General features: G+C 42.5%; 18 protein-coding genes. 11 read left to right on the top strand and 7 right to left on the bottom strand.

Annotated features, from left to right (window positions below; genetic code table 11):
- Positions 1-94: 94 nt before the first annotated feature.
- Positions 95-1,978 (top strand): S41 family peptidase, encoded by a 1,884-nt coding sequence (locus tag ACT3ID_RS17365; RefSeq protein ID WP_491543330.1) that lies wholly within the window; start codon positions 95-97, stop codon positions 1,976-1,978.
- 134 nt (positions 1,979-2,112) lie between these two features.
- On the opposite strand, the gene ACT3ID_RS17360 is transcribed toward ACT3ID_RS17365, so the two are convergent.
- The 3 genes from ACT3ID_RS17360 to ACT3ID_RS17350 form a co-directional block, all read right to left on the bottom strand.
- Positions 2,113-2,823: an RsmE family RNA methyltransferase gene (locus tag ACT3ID_RS17360; protein ID WP_491543329.1), complete on the bottom strand. Its 711-nt coding sequence runs from the start codon at positions 2,821-2,823 to the stop codon at positions 2,113-2,115.
- 14 nt (positions 2,824-2,837) lie between these two features.
- Positions 2,838-3,050 (bottom strand): (2Fe-2S)-binding protein, encoded by a 213-nt coding sequence (locus tag ACT3ID_RS17355; RefSeq protein WP_491543328.1) that lies wholly within the window; start codon positions 3,048-3,050, stop codon positions 2,838-2,840.
- Between the two features lie 126 nt (positions 3,051-3,176).
- A complete protein-coding gene (locus ACT3ID_RS17350; protein WP_491543327.1) occupies positions 3,177-4,400 on the bottom strand; it encodes a 2'-deoxycytidine 5'-triphosphate deaminase in 1,224 nt (407 codons plus the stop codon).
- A gap of 182 nt (positions 4,401-4,582) precedes the next feature.
- Between ACT3ID_RS17350 and ACT3ID_RS17345 the strand changes: the two genes are divergently transcribed.
- Entirely contained in the window at positions 4,583-5,182 is a 600-nt protein-coding gene (locus tag ACT3ID_RS17345; protein WP_491543326.1) for a Dph6-related ATP pyrophosphatase, read from the top strand.
- Between the two features lie 532 nt (positions 5,183-5,714).
- Here ACT3ID_RS17345 and ACT3ID_RS17340 read toward each other — a convergent pair.
- Together ACT3ID_RS17340 and ACT3ID_RS17335 are read right to left on the bottom strand one after the other, a co-directional pair.
- Positions 5,715-7,781 carry a peptidylprolyl isomerase gene (locus ACT3ID_RS17340; protein WP_491543325.1) on the bottom strand — a complete coding sequence of 689 codons (2,067 nt, stop codon included), beginning with the start codon at positions 7,779-7,781 and terminating at the stop codon, positions 5,715-5,717.
- Positions 7,782-7,825: 44 nt separating this feature from the next.
- The gene (locus tag ACT3ID_RS17335) at positions 7,826-8,035 is read right to left on the bottom strand and encodes a hypothetical protein (RefSeq protein ID WP_491543324.1); all 210 of its coding nucleotides are present in this window, start codon (positions 8,033-8,035) and stop codon (positions 7,826-7,828) included.
- Positions 8,036-8,190: 155 nt separating this feature from the next.
- Between ACT3ID_RS17335 and rplU the strand changes: the two genes are divergently transcribed.
- From rplU to ACT3ID_RS17315, 4 genes are all read left to right on the top strand, one after another.
- On the top strand, positions 8,191-8,706 hold the full coding sequence (rplU, locus tag ACT3ID_RS17330; protein ID WP_491543323.1) for a 50S ribosomal protein L21: 516 nt from the start codon (positions 8,191-8,193) through the stop codon (positions 8,704-8,706).
- A gap of 20 nt (positions 8,707-8,726) precedes the next feature.
- A complete protein-coding gene (rpmA, locus tag ACT3ID_RS17325) occupies positions 8,727-8,984 on the top strand; it encodes a 50S ribosomal protein L27 (protein WP_491543322.1) in 258 nt (85 codons plus the stop codon).
- 70 nt (positions 8,985-9,054) lie between these two features.
- Entirely contained in the window at positions 9,055-9,711 is a 657-nt protein-coding gene (locus ACT3ID_RS17320; protein WP_491543321.1) for a fumarylacetoacetate hydrolase family protein, read from the top strand.
- Positions 9,712-11,649, top strand: a complete 1,938-nt coding sequence (locus tag ACT3ID_RS17315) for a M23 family metallopeptidase (protein ID WP_491543320.1) — start codon at positions 9,712-9,714, stop codon at positions 11,647-11,649.
- A 191-nt stretch (positions 11,650-11,840) separates the two neighbouring features.
- On the opposite strand, the gene ACT3ID_RS17310 is transcribed toward ACT3ID_RS17315, so the two are convergent.
- Positions 11,841-12,218 carry a RidA family protein gene (locus ACT3ID_RS17310; RefSeq protein ID WP_491543319.1) on the bottom strand — a complete coding sequence of 126 codons (378 nt, stop codon included), beginning with the start codon at positions 12,216-12,218 and terminating at the stop codon, positions 11,841-11,843.
- Positions 12,193-13,020 (bottom strand): alpha/beta fold hydrolase, encoded by an 828-nt coding sequence (locus ACT3ID_RS17305; RefSeq protein WP_491543318.1) that lies wholly within the window; start codon positions 13,018-13,020, stop codon positions 12,193-12,195. The genes ACT3ID_RS17310 and ACT3ID_RS17305 overlap by 26 nt, the downstream gene beginning before the upstream one ends.
- Positions 13,021-13,177: 157 nt before the next feature.
- Between ACT3ID_RS17305 and ACT3ID_RS17300 the strand changes: the two genes are divergently transcribed.
- From ACT3ID_RS17300 to porV, 5 genes are all read left to right on the top strand, one after another.
- On the top strand, positions 13,178-14,515 hold the full coding sequence (locus ACT3ID_RS17300) for a tetratricopeptide repeat protein (RefSeq protein ID WP_491543317.1): 1,338 nt from the start codon (positions 13,178-13,180) through the stop codon (positions 14,513-14,515).
- Between the two features lie 27 nt (positions 14,516-14,542).
- Positions 14,543-15,763, top strand: coding sequence for a tetratricopeptide repeat protein (locus ACT3ID_RS17295; protein ID WP_491543316.1), 1,221 nt, complete (start codon positions 14,543-14,545; stop codon positions 15,761-15,763).
- Between the two features lie 11 nt (positions 15,764-15,774).
- A complete protein-coding gene (locus ACT3ID_RS17290; protein ID WP_491543315.1) occupies positions 15,775-16,917 on the top strand; it encodes a cystathionine gamma-synthase in 1,143 nt (380 codons plus the stop codon).
- 290 nt (positions 16,918-17,207) lie between these two features.
- Complete coding sequence (locus ACT3ID_RS17285; protein WP_491543314.1) at positions 17,208-18,389, top strand: acetyl-CoA C-acyltransferase; 1,182 nt, start codon at positions 17,208-17,210, stop codon at positions 18,387-18,389.
- Positions 18,390-18,776: 387 nt separating this feature from the next.
- The gene (porV, locus tag ACT3ID_RS17280) at positions 18,777-19,880 is read left to right on the top strand and encodes a type IX secretion system outer membrane channel protein PorV (RefSeq protein ID WP_491543313.1); all 1,104 of its coding nucleotides are present in this window, start codon (positions 18,777-18,779) and stop codon (positions 19,878-19,880) included.
- Positions 19,881-19,895: the final 15 nt, after the last annotated feature.

Here is a 19,895-nt window from a genome sequence, read left to right as displayed (position 1 = left end):
CTATTTATAAACATATTTTGGTCTAATTCTGGAATAATTTATTCCTTATTGCTAACGTTGAGAAGTATATCTTATAAACATCAATAAGCGCACTATGAGCATTAAAAAATTCTTAGCCCCAAACTTCGCGATTCTAACTGTTCTGTCGATCTTCTGGTTGGCTGGTGTTGAAAGTATCATACCCGGAGATAACAATGATCAAGAAAATATCAAGAAATACGTGCAATCTCAGCGGCGTGTTGTCGATAATTATGTGGATAAGGTTGATATAACAGAGCTTTATAAAAATAGTATTCGCGGATTGGTGTCTAATCTTTCAGATAGTACTGCCGAGCTTAAAGGCACTCCTGCAGATACTGCTTTCGGAGATATTAAGATAAATAGTATCAGAGAATCAGCTGAAAAATTCGAGGAAGCATATCTTTATATCTCAAACAATTTTCCCGATGAAAACATGACCAAACGTACTGAAGATGCGCTTGAAGCTATGTTTAAGGGGCTAGATCCGCATTCCATCTATATCGAGCCCGAACTGAGCGAAAACATCGACGATTCATTTTCAGGTAAATTCCAGGGTATCGGGGTTCAGTTTGATATTATTCAGGATACCATTACGGTAGTTACTGCCATAGCTGGCGGCCCCAGTGATCAATTGGGCATTCGTTCTGGAGATAGAATAATCAGAATTAACGGGGAAAGTGCCATAGGTTATAAAAACGAGGATGTTACCAATGCCCTGCGGGGTCCAAAAGGATCAGAAGTCGACGTTACAATAAAACGGCCCAACACCAATGAGCTTATAAACTTCACGATAACCAGAGATGACATTCCCTTATATTCTCTAGGATCTTCGTATATGCTTGATGATATAACGGGCTATATCAAGCTGGATCGTTTTATTGAGACTACGCATGAGGAATTTATGACGGCCATGGAGGAACTTGGCAATGAGGGTATGGAGCGTTTGGTGCTTGATCTTAGGAATAATCCCGGTGGATATTTGCATCAGGCTATTGCTATCACGGAGGAGTTTTTTCCGAAAGGTACTAAAATCGTTTCCACCAAAAGCAGGCATACACGCTTTACATCAGCTTATTATTCTCGTCGTGACGGTGTTTTCAAAGACAAGCCGCTGATTATTCTTGTGGATGAAGGATCGGCCTCTGCCAGCGAAATTGTAAGTGGAGCGGTTCAGGATCACGACCGCGGCTGGGTAGTTGGACGTCGTACTTTCGGTAAGGGACTGGTTCAGCAACAATATGACCTTGTTGACTCCAGTAAGATCAGGGTAACGATATCAAAATACTATACCCCGTCGGGACGTCTTATTCAGAAACCTTATGACAATAAAGGTGGTGAGGAATATGCTTATGAAATCTATAAGCGAGATCTTGACGCTGAGGGGGATGCTTCGGAGTTTACTTCGCACGTCCCCGACTCGCTAAAATTTACCACTGATGCGGGACGTACAGTTTATGGTGGTGGCGGTATTGTGCCTGATCATATCGTACAGGAAGATACTTCCAGCTCGGCCATTGTTGCTAATTTCATGCGCCGAAATCGGATTGAGTATGAATTTGTCCGCGATTATCTTGACAACAAAGGTGAGGAATTCCGCAGTAAGTGGGAAGATGATTATGAACGATTCCGCGAAGAATTTGAATGGGCTGACGAAGATATGCAGGATGTTTTTAAACGTCTGCAAGAAGAAAATATGATGGTAGCGGATACGCTCAATAAACCGAATTTTAAAAACGATACCTTGTATGTCCCTGAAGGACATTTTGAAGAAATTCAGTGGATGCCAAGAGGACTTATGAAGGCTGAACTTGCACATCAGGTTTGGGGACTTAAAAAGCGCTACCCTATCATTAATGATATCTTTGACAATACAATTGACCAAGCGATGAATATGTGGGATGAGGTAGCAAAGCTGGAAGAATATGCTGCTAATCACACTAATGTCAGAAATGAATAACAAAGATTAGAAGTAAGTCACCTCTTCCCGTCCGGACGCTGGTTTTGCGGTCGGGCGGATGATAAAAACTATTTACTACCTTTTTTCTCAATCTTCAAATCCTGCCTCTCCTATCCATCGGATAGCGAAACCAGCTATCCGATGGGGGATATAAACTGACTCAAGAAAGCTGCCACAGCCGTTTCGGTGCGCAGCCGATTGGGCCCAAGTGAAATTAACTCTGCATCTTTTTCCTTCAAAAGATCAATTTCTCGCGATGAAAATCCACCTTCTGGCCCAACTAGGAGTAACACTTCTTCATTAACCTCTTTTTTCATTGCAAACACAGCTTTCCCTTCACTGTCCACCTTTTCATGTGCTGCTAAAAATTCGGCCGTTGGATATGCATTCAACAGTTCTCCAAGAGATTCGTAAAGATTAATATCCGGCAGCCATGCCCGCAGGCTCTGTTTCATTGCTGACAATGCCTTTGTTTCCAGCCGATCCATGCGAACACTCTCTTTTATAGAATGTTCGCTCCGGAATAAACAGATCTGTGTTGCCCCCAGTTCTACTGCCTTTTCAATGGCAAATTCGAGACGGTCTCTTTTTTTGATGATTCCCATACCTAAAATAAGAGCCGGTTCAGGAGCAGCTGATTTCTCTTCTTTTTCAATATTAATCTGTACCGACTCTTCCGTAATTCTTTGAATAGGTCCACGATAACACCCCCCTGCCCCATCTACAATCACCAGTTCGTCACCTTCACGAGCACGCATCACTTTTGATGCATGAATAGCCTCTTGATCACGAAGCTCTGCAAATCCATTTCTTATTTGGGATGGAGGAGCGTAAAAAACATTCATTGCATCCAGTTATTTTAATTTCGAAAAGGTTCACCGGGGCTAAATTCCAGTTGTCCCGTCTCAAGCACCAGCTCGACATAGGGAGTACAAAGTCCGCAGCTGTTGCTACAAAAATCATGATCTTGAAGCTCCTCTACGGACGAGAGATTATGCTCGTCTGCGTAATCTCTTACCTCTTTGAATGTGCGTTTGTGACAAATACACTTTGTGACGTTATTCCTGCTCATAAAAAACAGCTGTTGTGAGAGGGTTGTACCCTCGAACATATTTGGAATTTTGTACCACCGTAGCGCGGGGAATTAATTCCCCGCGCTACTGATAAATTTCCTTCCCAAGCCCAAACCTGGGAACATTTAGTCCTGCTTAAAATGTTTGCCCAACCGCAATTCCTGTCCTTGGTAATTGCTTTTTATATCCTCTCCATAAACAAAGTGCGGGATTTCAGTATTGGGTTCAAACTTCATGCTGCAAAACGTCTGCCCATCTTCTATCAGAAACGGCACGTCATGGGAACGCACTTCGAGCACAGCCCGCGCCCCCTTGTCTTCTACACGACCTCCAAATCCGCTGTCAAAAAATCCGGCGTAGTGCGTTCTCAGCTCACCGGATCCCGTATCATACGCAATCATCTCAGCAGCCAGATATTCAGGAATGCGACATCGCTCTTTCGAGGCAAAAATATAGAACGCCTCAGGCTCCAGGATCAGGTGGTCGTCAGGTTGATGATATATCGGCTCCCAAAAATCTTCAATCTTATAATGATTAATCTTATCCAGGTCAATATAATCGCGATGCTTCTTTGCCTTGTAACCAACAATCTTATGCTCCTCGGCATGTAAATTTACACTTAAGAACAATCCATTATTTACTTTAACATCATCAACAGGAACAGGCTCACCGCTCTCTTTAAATAACAACGGATCGGAACTATGCGTACGCAAAATTTCCTGGTCCGACAATACGGTGTAGCCATGGCGAATACGAAGCTGATTTAGTCTCTGACCAGTTCTTATTTTAATAGGGAAAGATTTCGGCACAACCTCCAGATACATTTTGCCCTTGTATCCCGAGCGAATCTCCTCGAACCGGTGCGAATGATCCGTAATGACACGCGTAAACACATCCAGCCGACCTGTTGTGCTTTTGGGATTGGCCTTGGCAGACAAATGTTCACCCGATATGATTTGATAGTCAACACCGTTATTCCTTCCGTTAAACAAGGTTTTCTGTGGTGAAATATGCGACGGCAGATGTAATTCTTCGAGCAGTGGTATTATATAAACACAATTGGGCTCCAGGATAGCACCGTCAGTAATCGAAAACTCATATTGACTTAGTTTGTCTAACTTCTGATTCACCGACTCATCTTCAGGTAAAAAGCTGCAGCGAACGCGATAGGCCTTTTCGCCGAGTCGTAAATCAATTGAATTAGGCTGGAACTGATCGTCCTGCAACGGATAACCATCGGCGTGAGAAATAATACCGGATTCAGCTAAAATCCGAAGCTTTTGGACAGGCAAAATACCTTTGGTTCGCAGATGTACTTTTTTAGTGTCGGTTGTTGGTTCGCTGCTCATCAGGTTTAATTATATTTTAGCTTGAAGAATCTATACTGCTCCCTCCTTCGGGACAGTCAGAAATTTAATATCTTACAATAAAAGAAATTTGAATCTAAATATAGGAATTCAGGAGTCAGAATTCAGAATCTATCAAAGATTAATTCAAACTCCTGAATTCTCACATTCTGATTTCTTAAGCTATGGATATCCTTTTTTGGAGCGGCGGCAAAGATGCTTATCTGGCTCTGCATTTTTATCGAGAAACCAATCCGAAAGCAACTATACAGCTGCTGACTACATACGATGAGCAGGATGAGATTGTACCTCATCAGAATGTGCGACTGGAGCATATCAAAAAACAAGCTGCTGATCTGGGACTCGCGTTAACTACTGTACCCCTGCCACCGAAATGTCCGAACGATATTTACTTAGAACGTGTAGAAAAAGAGCTTCAGGATATTGATGAACCGATCGAGCACTTGATTTTTGGGGATTGGTATTTGCAGGATATCCGGGAGTGGCGTGAAAAAGTATTCGGTGAAATGGGATATAATTGTCTGTTCCCGATTTGGGAGAAAAGTATTCATGACCTGCTGCCAGTACTACTTTTTCAAGCCATTGAGATTAGAATCAGTGCAGTCAAAGAAGAATTTCAGGATCTTATCAGAGTAGGAGAAACATTCGATCAAAGTCTTGTCACACAGCTACAACATCTGCCCGATGAGATCGATCCGATGGGCGAAAAGGGGGAATTTCACACTAAGGTGATATTTAAGGATCTGGAGGAGATGGTAAAGTAGTTTTGAACCAGGATGAAAGGATAGACGGGATGCACAAGATGTTTTTCTATTGAAGATTTAACCATGATACCTTAATAATCCTGCCCAAGCTTAATAATAACTTCCAGCTGTAGATCCTGAAACTAGTTCAGGATGACACGAGCTAATAAAGAGCATGACAGCAGCGAAACTCATCAGTACAGAGATTTGGACCCAAATGTTGAAAGCATATCATCCTTTACTGATCTTCTATTCAAAGTCTTGGTTCATATGAAAGGAGAAAGTACTTAGACTTTAGCACGAGCGGACGCTCGCGCTATAAAATGAGAGAATCTGGATAAGATGGTGCAGTAATTTGAACCAAGATGATAGGATTGGCAGGATGAATAAGATGTTTTCTATTGAGATCACAAACATTCCAGGGTATCTTAGGAATCCTTTTCCCTCCCAAAAATCCTGGCTCACATGGAAAAATAACCCTTGAATCATAGCACGATCGGACCCAACTACCCTAAAGCTTCGAAGGGCAGGCGCTTGTGCGATGGTTTAGGGCTTAATACCAGGTAGTGGTTAACACTGAATCACCCTCTACAATATCGTCAACAACATTCATACCGCTTATTACCCTGCCAAAGTGTGTATAGCTGCCATTGAGATGAGGTTTCCACTGGTGCATGATAAAATACTGACTGCCTTCAGTATCCGTACCGGCACTGGCAATCCCAACAGCTCCACGATCAAACTCCTGTTCAGATCCTTCTGTTGGAATCACAAAGTCAGGACCGCCGAAACCATCTTTACGCTCAAAGTCACCACCCTGGATAACAAAATTTGGAACTACTCTATGAAACGGGACATTTTCATACATCCCAGCACGATTTAAGCTGTCAATCATAGCAACAGTAGCCGGAGCGCTGAGCGTATTCAACTGCATCTCGACAAAACCTTTCTGCGTTCGCAGTGTCAACACCGGCTCGCGTCCCAGCTCCCAGACTCGTCCCCAATCTATTGAAAGAAACTCCGTTGATGACTCTTCTGGAACCGGCACATCCCAACCAGATTCCGACAGCGAGCGGTTTAACGGAGCATAGTCTAATCCCGCCAAAGAATCGATGACAGGCTTTGCCTGCTGCTCAAAGCGCTCTTTATAAAGCGAACCAAACGTCTGATAAACTTCAATATCGCCGGGAAGTGAAAAGGCAGTCAGTGATTGGTTAATCTGATCAAAATCCTCAGAATCAAACAGTTCCTCGTTCTGAAGAACCGACTGCGCCATAAATGCTACACCGCGATCACTCATCTCGAGCGCTTCGAAAACTATATGACGGATCTGATCAGCTCTTCTTTCGGTCTTATCATCAGTCGGAAACTGCTGCCAAAATTCATTTATATTTTGAACGGCAGCCATAGCACCCAGTGTATCCTCGCTATTTACAATCTCTTCCATTCTTTCCAGGTGCTCATCAGTAGAATCCAACTGCTGATAAATATTCAAGGTCTGAGGCCACAGGTAAGCATTTCGCTGTGGAATTGCCTCTAGCCTTTCCATATGTTCAGACGCTATTTCCGGATCCACCTCAATCAAGGTCCGTATTGCCTGCAACCATGCAACATCCGCTATCATATCTTCCGTTATCATTTCTCCACTTATATAACTATGCAGGTCATCCCCTTTCTCAATTTTTCCTCTAAGACTCTGCAAGGTACGGACCTGAACATGTGGATTGGCATTTGTCAGCAAAAATTTTGCTGCCAGTGAATTGCGATCATTAAGCGAAATTTTCCCTATCGATGTTGCCAACTCATAAGCCAGCTGTGTATGATTATTCAGTTCTTGTTCGCCATTGTAATAAATAGCCATCGTAGCTGTCGTACGCTCCGGCAATATTTTGTTCACGTACTGATCAACAATCCTGCTAAGACCGGCCCCCTGTAACTGCCAGCGATTAAATAAGGTATCACTGGCAACTTTTGATAAATCCGACTCATCTCCCCGATACCATCCATACAAATATGCACGCGTTGTTTCATAATCGTCAGCATCAAAAGCGTTTTGAATAATCCCGATCTGCTCACTTTCATCGATATCAAATTGCAACGCAAGTCTCCCCACAGCCAAAGCGAACTGGTATTGATTCTGGATTTCACTATCCAATTCATCAAGTAAAAAGTTAAGCGACTGTTCATCTCCCTGGCGACCCAATACACGCACAATGCCCGCACGTAAATCGGGATTATTGGTCCAGCTACTCTCTAAATCCCTCAAATGCTCAGAGGTAAGCTCATGATTACTAATACCGAACCAGGCGACTTCGGAGTTTTGCTCCTTTGCCAGATCGATAAATTCGGTAATATTATCAACGGGCGTATTGGCTAATGCTCTCCACCCCTGATCACGTACTTCTTGATGCTCATGCGAAAGGAATGGCTTTAGCTGTTGAGCATCTCTGTTTGTAACAGCTTTATACAAATCAGGATACGAAGCTGTGAGAAGTGAATCATTAATCGGTTCGGGACTTGTGTATATACCCGGTCCGCCAGATGAGTATTTCAGCAAAAAAATAACACCAGCTACTACGAGGACAAAAATGATCCATACACGAAGGCGGACGTATTTCATATAACAGATTTATTAATTAAAGCCTTGCCACCAGATAGCACATTCTAATAAGAAGGTTTATGTCCTTCCGGTTCTTCAACTCGATCGGACTCTTTTTTATAGTTTACCGTTCTCAACTTTCCATTGGCTCCCTTTCGGGCCTCATGAAGCTGCGAATCTTTGCTCCACGCTCTTCCCCCATCGTGCTGTAAGCGCTTGCCGTTTTTAAACATGAATGCCTGTTTATGTAAGTCGGGTAAATCTTTTTTAGCCATAGTTACAATTTGTTGATTGGAAGATAATTCACTGACAATAATACAATTTTAACAGCGATAATTCATAACATTTTTGGCTTTGTATTCAGCGCCGAAAAGTTTATATTTGGCATTCTGTAGCCAAAAGAATTTACAACACAAAATTATTCGATTCGATGTACGCAGTAGTAAAAATAGGTGGGCATCAATATCGCGTTTCAGAAGGCGATGTCCTGTTTGTTGACAAACAAAGTGATGAAGTTGATCAGAAACTAACATTCGATGATGTTCTGTTGATTAATGACGGTGATGACGTTACGATCGGCAAGCCTGTTGTTGAGGGTGCTTCGATCGAAGCTACATTGGTTGATAATGTAAAGTCTGACAAAGTCATCGTTTTTAAGAAAAAGCGACGCAAAGGATATCAGGTAAAACGCGGACACCGGCAGCCGATGTCTCAAATCGAGATAAATAAAATTGCAACAAACGGTGCTGCCAAAACTACCTCAAAAGAGAAGTCGGAAGAATCTTCTGAAAAAGAGCAAGAAGTAACCGTTTCAACTGATATGAATGCGAAAGAAGCAATCAAACATATCAGGAATACTGATCTGGAAGATCTGGAAGGATTCGTACCCGGTGATGAAGATCGGGTTACCGTTTTAGATGCATGGAACAGTAAGCAGGAAGAATAACCTAAAGAATTTAGATTGTTATGGCACATAAGAAAGGACAAGGATCTACAAAGAACGGCCGCGATTCGATATCGAAGCGGCTGGGTGTAAAAGAATATGGTGGAGAAATCGTCAAAGCCGGGCATATCATCGTACGTCAGCGCGGCACAAAATTCCATCCCGGCGAAAATGTTGGCCGTGGAAAAGACGATACGCTCTTTGCCAAAGCAGACGGACAGGTTACATTCCGCACGCGTAATGGCGGACGCAAGTTTGTAAGTGTAGAGCCTGTTTCATAACGCAAATTTTACCAGATTTTAAAGCCTTGGTTTCTCACGAGACCAAGGCTTTTTTTATATTCCCTGCCTTATGTCTACTTACTCAATACCCGGATTATCACACCTTAAGATCGGTAACATTTACTGCATCGGCCGAAATTATGTCGAACATGCTGTCGAGCTCAACAACAAGCCCCCTGATCAACCAATCGTTTTTCTAAAACCTACCAGCAGCGTCATTTTTGACGGTGATAATATCGAACTCCCACCGCAAAGCAAGAATGTGCATCATGAGGTCGAAATGGTAGTTGCCATTGGGAAATCGGGCAAAAAAATCCCTAAAGATGAGGCGCTGGATCATATTGCAGGATATGGTATCGGCATTGACGTGACGGCTCGTGATATACAACAACAGGCAAAAGACAATTCGCATCCATGGTCGGTCGCCAAGGGCTTTGATACGTTTGCACCCCTTAGCCGATTCGTTAACTGGCACGAGATTTCTGACCCGCAGGATATTTTACTGGAAATCAGCGTGAATGGCATAACGCGTCAGTCCGATAGTACAAAACTCATGATATTTTCAGTAGCTGAACTAATAAGTTATTTGTCAAATATTTTTACCTTACAGCCGGGTGATCTGATTTTTACCGGTACACCTAAAGGAGTATCGCCTATTAAATCGGGAGATAAAATCGAAGCAACTATGAATAACGGACTTGCAAGTCTTTCTGTAACAGTAAGTTAAATGATGAAGCGCCTACTGCCCTTTTTACTTCTATTTTTATTCTTTGCGGATGACATTCGGGCACAAAATAAACAACAGTTTGATCCCGCAGCGGCACACTACCTGTGGCCGACAGAAGCTAGTCCCTATCTTTCCTCTACATTTGCAGAAACACGCTCGGCCCACTTCCATGCTGCTCTTGATATCAAAACATGGGGTCAGCGCGGTTATAAAGTTTATGCAACACGTGATGGTGTTGTAGAGCGTATTGCTATTGGTCCAAAAGGTTATGGCAAAGTTGTGTATTTAAAGCATTCGGATGGTTCGTATTCAGTGTACGCGCATCTGCTCTCCTTTAACAAAGAACTGCAGCAACTGGCTGATTCCATCCGCTTTGCCGAAGATTATCAGTTCAGAATCGACCGTTTTACAGGTTGGCGCAATATTGAAGTTGAGCAGGGCGACGTGATCGGTTACAGCGGCGCTTCAGGTATCGGTCCGCCCCATCTGCACTTTGAACTGCGAACACCTTCTCACCGGCCGTACAATCCGCTGCTAACCAACCTGAGTGTAGTTGATAATATCGCTCCACAAATATTGGGCGTTTCGGTAGAACCACTTTCCCCTCACTCTACTATTGAAGGAGAAAACAGAATTTACACAAAGCGTGCCTGGGGTAAAAAGGGGAAATACGATGCCGGCACCATTACAGTATCGGGGCCTGTGGGGTTGGGCATTAATGTTTTCGATCAATCAAATCGCGTAAACAACAGCTATGCCGTATATGAAATAAAGATGTCGGTTGACGGGCAAGAACTTTTTACGGCCCGTGCAGACAGCTTTTCTTATGCAGAAACAGATCAGATGTTTATTGACCGCGTATATCCTCTTTTAAAAAATGTAGACGAGGGATACCAGCGGCTTTATACTGCTGATGGAAACACCCTGCCCTTCTATTCTGATTCTCCTTCAAAAGGCAGACTTAACCTAGAGCCGGGATCGCATTCTGTATCCATTGAGACTACTGATTTTTATGGAAATACCAGTACAGCTTCGCTGCGTCTGATTGTTCAGGAAAAGAAATCTTTAAAACGAGAACTGCCGGAAAAAGAGTACGTAACTGAAGCAATTGCTCCTCTACATCAGTGGAAATGGTTCAATAACTGGGTTACGCTCTCCAAAAAGCAATTCAACCAGATAACTATTGGCACATCAAAGCATAGTTTTATTCATCATGGTAATAGTATAACGCTAGACCTGCAGAAACAGGATAATCTGTTTATGAATATTCCTGATATTGGTGCCGTTACCTTTCGGCGGATTAATCCGAATGCAGAAACAGTTATTTCGGCTGAAAATCAGGAGGGATATGCTGTATTTCCGGCTAATACCGTCTATGATACTTTGAGTGCGGGTATGGCTATACAATCCTTTAAAGCGGATTCTATGACGGTCGATATCCTTCCCGAAGCGTTTCCCCTTCGCAATCCCTATAAGTTCTCCGTGAAGCGTGACTCTGCTTTAACCGATATATCAAAACTGTCATTTTACCATCTGGATCGGGATGATCACGAATGGGATCTGATTCCTACTTCATTTTCGGATACTCATATCACTGCAGAAGCAGAAGAGCTCGGTACTTTTACCTTGAAGAGAGATACAATTCCGCCCAAACTCAAAAATCCCCGGCTGACTCAGCGTCCCGATGGTCAATGGCTGGTATTATTTGATGTCCGTGACAGCTTATCAGGCATTGATTTTTCTCGTTCAAAAATAACTGTTAATGGTGTACGTGGAATTGGGGAGTTTGAACCCGAGGATAATCGGCTGGTGTATTATCATCCATCTTTCGTCCCCGATGGTACTCTGAATATAGAAGTCACCGTTTTTGACAAGATGGGCAATGAGCAATCTTCTACATTTCAGCTGGAAACCAGTACCAGTCGGGCAAGAAAATAAAAGGAGCAGAGATCTCTGCTCCTTGTCAGTTAGCATGTACTTAATGAACGCTTTGAGGGATTAGGTTTAATGGTTCTGGAGCATAATCCCCAGTTTATTCACCCACCCTCCCCTCCCGCGGAGGGACTTAGGGGTGTTATTTAGTCCAAAAGTAAACGGATCTTTTTAACCACTATACCGGGTTTAATTATTTAAATATAGGCCGTACAACCGATCTCTACTTTACAATTTTTAGGCAACGTTTTGACAGCTACTGTTTCACGAGCAGGAGGGTTATCGCCAAAATAACTGCCATAAATTTCATTTACCGCTCCAAAATTATCCATATCATCCAGGAAAATACTGCACTTAATAACTTTATCGAATCCAGAACCTGCTTCTGTTAAAACAGCCTCCAAATTCTTCATTACCTGTTGCGCCTGCGACTCCACATCATCTCCGACAAATTCCATGCTAACCGGATCGAGGCCGATCTGCCCCGAACAGTAAATAATATTGTCGTGGACAACAGCCTGACTGTAAGGTCCTATAGCTTCCGGAGCATTAGAGGTGTGAATAGTTTTCTTCATAACCATCTGTAGTCTTGTTATTGCGATTATTTTTCAGTTCAATTAAGAATTCGTTCAAAAATAAAGCAAATGTTTTGGGATGTTCCATCATCGGGGCATGCCCGCATTTATCAATCCATCGCAGGCGGGAATTTGGCAACTTCTGATTAAATTCCCGCCCTACTTCCGGAGGGGTAATCTCATCATTTCTTCCCCAGATTAATAACACATCATGCGTGATTTCCGACAGATACTGCTCCATATTGAATTCATGCGTGTCGCGGGTGATAGCCAGAATATTCCGCAGTTTTGAAGGAGTCGATATTACATCCATAATATTATCAAGTAGAACATCATCAATAATATCGTCATAAAAAGTGAGTGCAGCCTGTTTTCGAACATATTCTCGATCGTTGCGCCGCGGAAAAGTAGAACCAAAATCTTTCTCTTGCAGACCAGAACTACCCGTTAATACTAATGATGAAACATTTTCGGGATGCTGAAGTACATAATTTAGAGCCAAATGTCCACCAAGGGAATTTCCCAGGAGAGTAGGCTTGTCAATTTCCAGGGTCTCCATAAAACTATGTAACCAGGATGTAAGATTTTTTATAGAAAGCTCTTCATCAAAGCTATGAATAGGAATTGCAGGCACATAAATATTATAACCATCTAATTTTTTAATGAGAGCATCATAATTGCTGAGTCCCCCGAATAACCCATGCAAAAAAACAAGTGTGTTATCGTTATTATTTTTGGAAGAGATTTTTAAGAATTCAAAGCCGTCTTGTTGGTAACTTTTGAAATGACTATTGCCAAACATAGTAAGATCTTGCTAAGTTAAGAGATAATTAAAACGCACATTGGGGAATATAATAATTTTGAGTGATTATATTGCAGAAAGGACTATATATAGTTACTTTCTTGCCTAATAAATTTTGAGATTATTTAAATAAAGAATTCCACAGAAACCTAAAATCATGTTCTTAAAAAAATTACCACATATTATCGTAACTTTGCTCGTTGCAGTGATGATAGGGTGTAGTGCAACTACAAACCCCCTTGTCGACGAGGCCCAATCTCATTTTGAAAGTCAAGATTTTAAAGCTGCCCTGAAAGCCGCGGAACAATCCATTGAAGAATATCCGGGCGATCCCATGGGATATTACTATAAAGCGGTAGCTTTAAGTGAGATTGCCGGTGAGATAGAAGACCCCGCTGAACGTTCTGAATATTATAACGACATGAACGAGGCTTTCAATCTTGCCGAAACTGTTGCCGATACTACAGAAAATGTCCCTGAAGAGATTGATCGTATTGATGCCGTCAAAAATGTACTTTGGCAGACCGAGCACAATACGGCTATTGAATATATACAAAGTGACAGCTTGAAAAATACTGTCGACAATCCTGTAAGGTATTCAATTGAGCATTTGAAAAATGCAACTACTATTCAGCCAGACAGTGCCTTATCGTGGAATGTTCTGGCCCAAGTAGCAGCTATGGATAAGGATTTTGAAGAATCAGTAAGAGCCAAAGAGAAATATATTTCAATGGTTCCCCGTGATTCTGTCAAGGCTGATGATTACATGCAGTTGGCCAGCTATCATTTCAACCTGGACAATCAGGAAGAAGTTCTGGAAGTCTTTAAAAAAGCTCAGGAGCAATACCCTGAAAATGAAGATATCGTCTCTAATCTGGCAGATGCCTATAACCGGGTAGGAAAATCAGATCAGGCCATTGCAACGGTTGAGCAGCTGGTAGAACAGAATCCAGAGAACCCACAGTATCATCTTGTACTGGGGACACAGATCTATCAAAAAGCACTGCAGATTGGTGACACACTATCTCAGAATTCAGAAAAAATATTGGCCCTACGTCAAGATCTAAAAGACGCCAGCCCTGAAGAACAAGAAGAGATCAAAGAGCAAATCGAAGAGCTTAATGAAGAAAACAAACAGCTCCAATCTGAGATCGATGAACTAACAGAACGGGCTGAAGAGTCGCTGAAAACAACCTTAAAATATCGACCGAAGGATGCCAATGCTTACAATACATTAGGCATCATTTATCAAAACAAGGCAAAAGCAATATTTGATCAGCGAAACCGTACTACAGATAACGAAAAAGCACAACAGCTCGATAAAGAAGGTAGTGAACTTCTGAAAGAAGCTATGGACTATTATGAAAAAGCAACCGAAATCGAACCTGACAATCAAGAATATTGGAAGCGCCTGTTCGAAATCTATACCACCTTGGGAATGGATGAAAAAGCCCGGGAAGCTATGAAAAAAGCAGGCTTGGATAATGGCAATTAAGATCTAAAATCCAACTTTACAGAAAATATGTTTGATCACTTTACCCGAATTGCAAGCCTTGTGCTTGCATTCGGGTTCTTTATTAGTTGTTCTACACTGCAATCCACGAATCAAGAAAATAAAGCTGCGACAGACCTTTCTGAGCAACAAATTAATCAACGGCTTGACTCCCTTGAAGAACAAGTAAATACGGATGCTCGAGAACCTGACCTCTATTACGAGAAAGGTTCACTGCTTGCCAAACTTGCTCAAAAACAGGATGAACCTGCGGAGCGTACAGACATTTATGCCGATGTCAATCAATCGCTAGAAAAAGCTGTTGATCTGTACACTCCCGGCCCACAAACAGAAAAAGTAGAAGAGCTGTTAAATGTTACCTGGAGTAATGAGCACAATCAAGGTGTCCAGATTTTGCAGAACGATACCACGAAAGAAAAGTCTGATTATGTGCGAGCTGCCGCTCACTTCAAAAATGCTACCGTAATAATACCGGATAGCACCATCTCCTATAAAATGGGAGCACAAGCTTATTACCAAAATCAACAGCCGAAGAAAGCTATTGAAATATTAAATGATGCCCGGAATAATATTGGTGATTTGCCAATACCCTTGTTGGAACAGTTGGCTTTCCTGTATTTAGAAGATGATCAGCCTCAAAAAGCAGTAGAAATTTACGAAGAAGCAGAATCTTTTTCCGATCAGAACTTAAACCTGCTGCATGGATTGGCCAACGCTTACATGAATGCGGATCAACATGAAAAAGCAACGGAATTACTCGATCAGCTTATTGCTATTGAACCCGAAAATGTTGTTTATACGCAAAGCCTGGCAACGGAACTTTATTTTATAGCATCCAAACAGCTCGAATCAATAGCTTCTTCTCTAAAGAAAGAAAAACAGATTGAAGATGCTGCTTTGGCAGAAGTCGCCTCGCTATTAAATCGAGCTGAGGAACAATTTGTACGAATTGTTGATCAGAAACCCTCTGATTATGAGCTTAAAATGAGTTTCGCCAACTTTTATCAAAATGCAGCCTCAAAATATCAGCGACTGTTACCGCTTGTTGAGGAATCAGAGAAAGCACAACTACAGGAAAAAATAAATAGTTACATCTCTGCCGCGATCCCGCTGTTCGAACAAGTGGCAGAAGAAAATCCCGATGAACAGAATGTATGGCGCAACCTCTATCAGGCTTATTCATATCTTGGGATGGAAGAGAAAGCACGAAATGCAAAGTCTAATTTCTAACTATTCTTTCCATGAAATTTAATACGAAGACTATTCACGCCGGACAAAAACCCGAAGAAACTTCCGGAGCAGTCATGCCTCCCATCTTTCAAACCTCTACCTATGCCCAGGAGGCACCGAATGTAAATAAAGGATATGATTATGCGCGCGTTGGTAATCCTACACGGACTGCTCTGGAAAAACTTATTGCAGGGCTTGAAAATGCCGATGAATGTGCCTGCTTTGCCAGTGGGTGTGCGGCTATGGATGCAGTTCTGAAGATGTTTCGTCCCGGCGACCAGATAATCGCATCTAATGATCTTTACGGCGGTACCTATCGTTTGTTTACAAAAGTTTTTGAACCGTTTGGTATCGACTTCAGCTTTGTGGATATGACCAATATTCAAGAAGTAAAAGATGCCGCCACCGACAGCGCAAAACTACTTTGGATTGAAACACCCACAAATCCATTGTTGCGTGTTGTAGATATTGAAAAACTTACCAGTTTTGCGCAGGAGAATGATATTTTATCAATCGTCGATAACACCTTTGCTTCACCGTATCTGCAGCAACCGCTAGAATTGGGCGCCGACATGGTTCTGCATTCAACAACTAAATACCTGGGCGGACACTCGGATATAATAGGAGGAGCTGTCGCTACTTCTAATTCTGATATTATGGAACAGATACGGTTTCAGGTTAAAACAACCGGAGCTGTTCCCGGTCCTATGGACTGTTATTTGACACTACGTGGAATCAAAACACTGTCAGTTCGTGTTCAACAATCCGTGGACAATGCCAAGAAAGTAGCTGACTTTTTGAATGGGCACGACGCCGTTGATCGCGTTATCTATCCCGGATTAGAAAGCCACGAGCAGCACGAGATCGCTAAAAAGCAGATGAGCGATTTTGGTGCAATGGTTTCGTTCTCGATGAAAGATGATTCCCAGGAATCAGCCAAAGAATTCATGAGCCGAATGCAGGTATTTACACTGGCAGAAAGTCTGGGTGGCGTGGAATCGTTAATCAGCCATCCCGCTTCCATGACTCACGGATCGATCCCCAAAAAAGTACGTGAAGAAGCGGGACTCAAGGATTCCCTGATCAGACTTTCGGTAGGAATCGAAGATGCTGACGATCTCGTTGAGGATTTAGATCAGGCTTTAAATTTATAAATTGATATCTTTGCAGAACGATTCATGTCATGCTGAACCCTGTCCTGAACTAGATTCAGGATCTCTTCAGCATCTGTAAGCAATCGTTCTTTAAAAGCTTCTAATACAACTTTTGCTCCAGACCCTGAAATAAATTCAGGGTGACACATGTTTTGCAAAGTCTAATAAACCATGATTCAAGGATTAACGATTTCTGATTTTGGAAGTAAAATCGTTAATCGATAATCTGTAATCTTTATTCTGCAATCAAGAATTCAACATTTATCTAACTTACTAATCTAATAAGTGTTATGCGCAACGTAGTTATTGTAGAAGCAAAACGAACTCCGGTAGGATCATTCGGCGGCAGCCTCTCTTCATATTCGGCACCGGAGCTTGGAGCTGCCACCATCACTGAAATTATGAAATCTTCAGGCATAGACCCGAAACAAATTCAGGAAGTTGTTTTTGGCAACGTTCTTACTGCCGGTATTGGTCAGGCACCGGCCCGCCAAGCTGCTTTAAAAGCCGGACTTTCTGAACTGACACCGGCCACTGCAATAAACAAAGTTTGTGCTTCAGGCATGAAGGCTATTATGGTTGCGACTAACCAAATCCAGCTTAATGAAGCTGATATCATTGTTGCAGGCGGCATGGAAAGCATGAGCAATGTGCCCTATTACCTGCAAAAACACCGCTTTGGATCCAAACTTGGTCATACTCAGGCCGAAGATGGCATCATCAAAGACGGACTTTGGGACGTATACAACGATTTCCACATGGGGAATGCAGCCGAACTCTGTGCTAAGGAATGTAACATTAGTCGTGAGCAACAGGACGAATACGCTATCACTTCGTACAAACGAGCAATAAAGGCCCACGAAGAAGGTTATTTTGATGACGAAGTAATAGAGATGAAAGTAAAAGACCGCAAAGGAAATACCTCAAAAGTAAAAATGGATGAGGAACTCAAGCGGATCGATTATGACAAGGTTCCTAAGCTGAATCCTGTTTTTGATAAAGAAGGTACTGTTACGCCTGCCAATGCCAGCAGCATCAATGATGGAGCTGCTGCCGTTCTGCTTATGAGTGAAGAAAAAGCAGAAGAATTAGGATTAACACCGCTTGCACGCGTAGTAAGTCAGGCAAGTGCCGCCAAGAAGCCAGAATGGTTCACCACTGCCCCGGCTGATGCCATTCCCAAAGCACTCAAGCGCGCCGAGTTAGACAAAAATGATGTTGATCTTTTTGAAATCAATGAGGCATTTTCAGTTGTTTCATTGATTAACAATCAAATTCTGGAACTGGATCCCGAAAAAGTCAACATCCACGGAGGTGCAGTCAGCATCGGGCATCCTATCGGCTGTTCCGGAGCCCGAATTATGGTTACGCTTGTTCATGCTCTTAAACGCACTGGCGGACAATGGGGCTGTGCCGGTATATGCAACGGAGGAGGAGGCGCTTCCTCAATGGTAATTGAGATGCTGAATTAGTTCTTCCCACGGATGAATCCGTGGGCTAAGAATCTTTTTAAAGCCCACTTCAAGTGGGCTTCGGGTTTTGACGTTCTTAGCCTGATGATTCATCTTCAGGCTAAAGTAATTTTTATTAATCTGTTGATTCTTCTTCAGACAAGGGGCAACCAAAAAGTTATCTGAAAGAATCCGCTTTCAACAAGTAATTACATTCCCAAGCAGGAGCTTGGGAATTATAAGCCTATCCTTTCCACGTCCTGCATAGAAACTTACCCAGTTCTTTTTTATTTTTGCTTTATTCTGATAACTTTATATTTATTAGTAATAAAGCTGAGAAATAAAGGCATTAAAATTTCACTCGGGGCTCAGTTTTTATTTTCCAATGTTCTTAACTTTGCTTGCATCATGATTAAAAAAACTCTAACCACACTTGGTCTTTTATTAATAACCGCAAGTTTTGCGTTTGGTCAAGTTGGAATTACCTCCGTCCCTTTTCTGCAGATTGAACCGGATTCACGGGCTGCCGGAATGGGTAATACAGGCGTAGCCATCGCCGATAATGCTTCGGCTGTTTTTTGGAATCCGGCAGGATTAGCTTTTCAGACCGGCAATCAGGTGAGTATTACGCACAGCGAATGGCTGCCACAATTTAACGCTGATCTGTTTTACGACTACCTCGTGGGTAAATATCATGTAGAAGATATCGGGACCTTCGGTGCTCATATAACTTATCTGAATCTGGGAGAGCAGCTTCGGGTTAATGAATCAGGTCTCGAACAAGGTCGTTTTAACAGTTATGAACTTGCCGCTGGTATCTCATACGGATTACAGCTCAACAAAAACTGGTCGCTTGGTACCGGATTTCGTTTTATCTATAGCAGTTTGGCGGACGGCAGTGTAGGCGGACAAAATATAAATCCCGGCTCAAGTGTGGGCGTAGATATCTCCGGGATGTATAAATCCAATACATTTGGTTTACTCGGCAACGATGCCAATGTTAATGCCGGTTTAAACATCTCCAATATAGGTCCGGGTGTTCACTATACCGACAATGCCCAAAAAGATCCGCTTCCTACATTGTTTCGCATCGGGTGGGCATTGAATACCAACCTGGATTCAGATGGCGTTCATACGCTAACCCTTGCCAATGACATCTCCAAGGTAATGGCACGTCTCGATTCCGACGGAGAACCTAAAGGCGTACTGAGTTCATTATTTACATCCTGGGGAAGTTTTGATCGAAACACCGGTACAGGAGAAGTTACATTAACATTGCCGCAGCAGCTGATGTATGCTACAGGACTTGAATATTGGTACAACGAGCTCTTTTCAGTACGTGGCGGCTATTATTATGAAGATCCAAATAATGGAGATCGTCAATACATGACGTTGGGAGCTGGTATTAAGTATAAATTCGTTGGAGTAGATTTTAGCTATATAAGCACACTTGGAGACGAAAATCATCCACTTGCCAATACTACCCGGTTCGGACTACTGCTGAATTTCTAATCGGGTGGTAAGATT

The organism is Fodinibius sp. GM108, assembly GCF_058386985.1.
This window is presented reverse-complemented; position numbering and strand designations above follow the sequence as displayed.

What these genes read in the sequence shown, in the direction of transcription:
- ACT3ID_RS17350 (WP_491543327.1), bottom strand. Translation starts at nt 4,400, where the DNA reads ATGAGCAGCGAACCAACAACCGACACTAAAAAAGTACATCTGCGAACC.
- ACT3ID_RS17290 (WP_491543315.1), top strand. Translation starts at nt 15,775, where the DNA reads ATGAAATTTAATACGAAGACTATTCACGCCGGACAAAAACCCGAAGAA.
- ACT3ID_RS17300 (WP_491543317.1), top strand. Translation starts at nt 13,178, where the DNA reads ATGTTCTTAAAAAAATTACCACATATTATCGTAACTTTGCTCGTTGCA.
- ACT3ID_RS17345 (WP_491543326.1), top strand. Translation starts at nt 4,583, where the DNA reads ATGGATATCCTTTTTTGGAGCGGCGGCAAAGATGCTTATCTGGCTCTG.
- ACT3ID_RS17360 (WP_491543329.1), bottom strand. Translation starts at nt 2,823, where the DNA reads ATGAATGTTTTTTACGCTCCTCCATCCCAAATAAGAAATGGATTTGCA.
- ACT3ID_RS17355 (WP_491543328.1), bottom strand. Translation starts at nt 3,050, where the DNA reads ATGAGCAGGAATAACGTCACAAAGTGTATTTGTCACAAACGCACATTC.
- ACT3ID_RS17310 (WP_491543319.1), bottom strand. Translation starts at nt 12,218, where the DNA reads ATGAAGAAAACTATTCACACCTCTAATGCTCCGGAAGCTATAGGACCT.
- ACT3ID_RS17285 (WP_491543314.1), top strand. Translation starts at nt 17,208, where the DNA reads ATGCGCAACGTAGTTATTGTAGAAGCAAAACGAACTCCGGTAGGATCA.
- ACT3ID_RS17365 (WP_491543330.1), top strand. Translation starts at nt 95, where the DNA reads ATGAGCATTAAAAAATTCTTAGCCCCAAACTTCGCGATTCTAACTGTT.
- rpmA (WP_491543322.1), top strand. Translation starts at nt 8,727, where the DNA reads ATGGCACATAAGAAAGGACAAGGATCTACAAAGAACGGCCGCGATTCG.
- ACT3ID_RS17305 (WP_491543318.1), bottom strand. Translation starts at nt 13,020, where the DNA reads ATGTTTGGCAATAGTCATTTCAAAAGTTACCAACAAGACGGCTTTGAA.
- rplU (WP_491543323.1), top strand. Translation starts at nt 8,191, where the DNA reads ATGTACGCAGTAGTAAAAATAGGTGGGCATCAATATCGCGTTTCAGAA.
- ACT3ID_RS17335 (WP_491543324.1), bottom strand. Translation starts at nt 8,035, where the DNA reads ATGGCTAAAAAAGATTTACCCGACTTACATAAACAGGCATTCATGTTT.
- porV (WP_491543313.1), top strand. Translation starts at nt 18,777, where the DNA reads ATGATTAAAAAAACTCTAACCACACTTGGTCTTTTATTAATAACCGCA.
- ACT3ID_RS17320 (WP_491543321.1), top strand. Translation starts at nt 9,055, where the DNA reads ATGTCTACTTACTCAATACCCGGATTATCACACCTTAAGATCGGTAAC.
- ACT3ID_RS17315 (WP_491543320.1), top strand. Translation starts at nt 9,712, where the DNA reads ATGATGAAGCGCCTACTGCCCTTTTTACTTCTATTTTTATTCTTTGCG.
- ACT3ID_RS17340 (WP_491543325.1), bottom strand. Translation starts at nt 7,781, where the DNA reads ATGAAATACGTCCGCCTTCGTGTATGGATCATTTTTGTCCTCGTAGTA.
- ACT3ID_RS17295 (WP_491543316.1), top strand. Translation starts at nt 14,543, where the DNA reads ATGTTTGATCACTTTACCCGAATTGCAAGCCTTGTGCTTGCATTCGGG.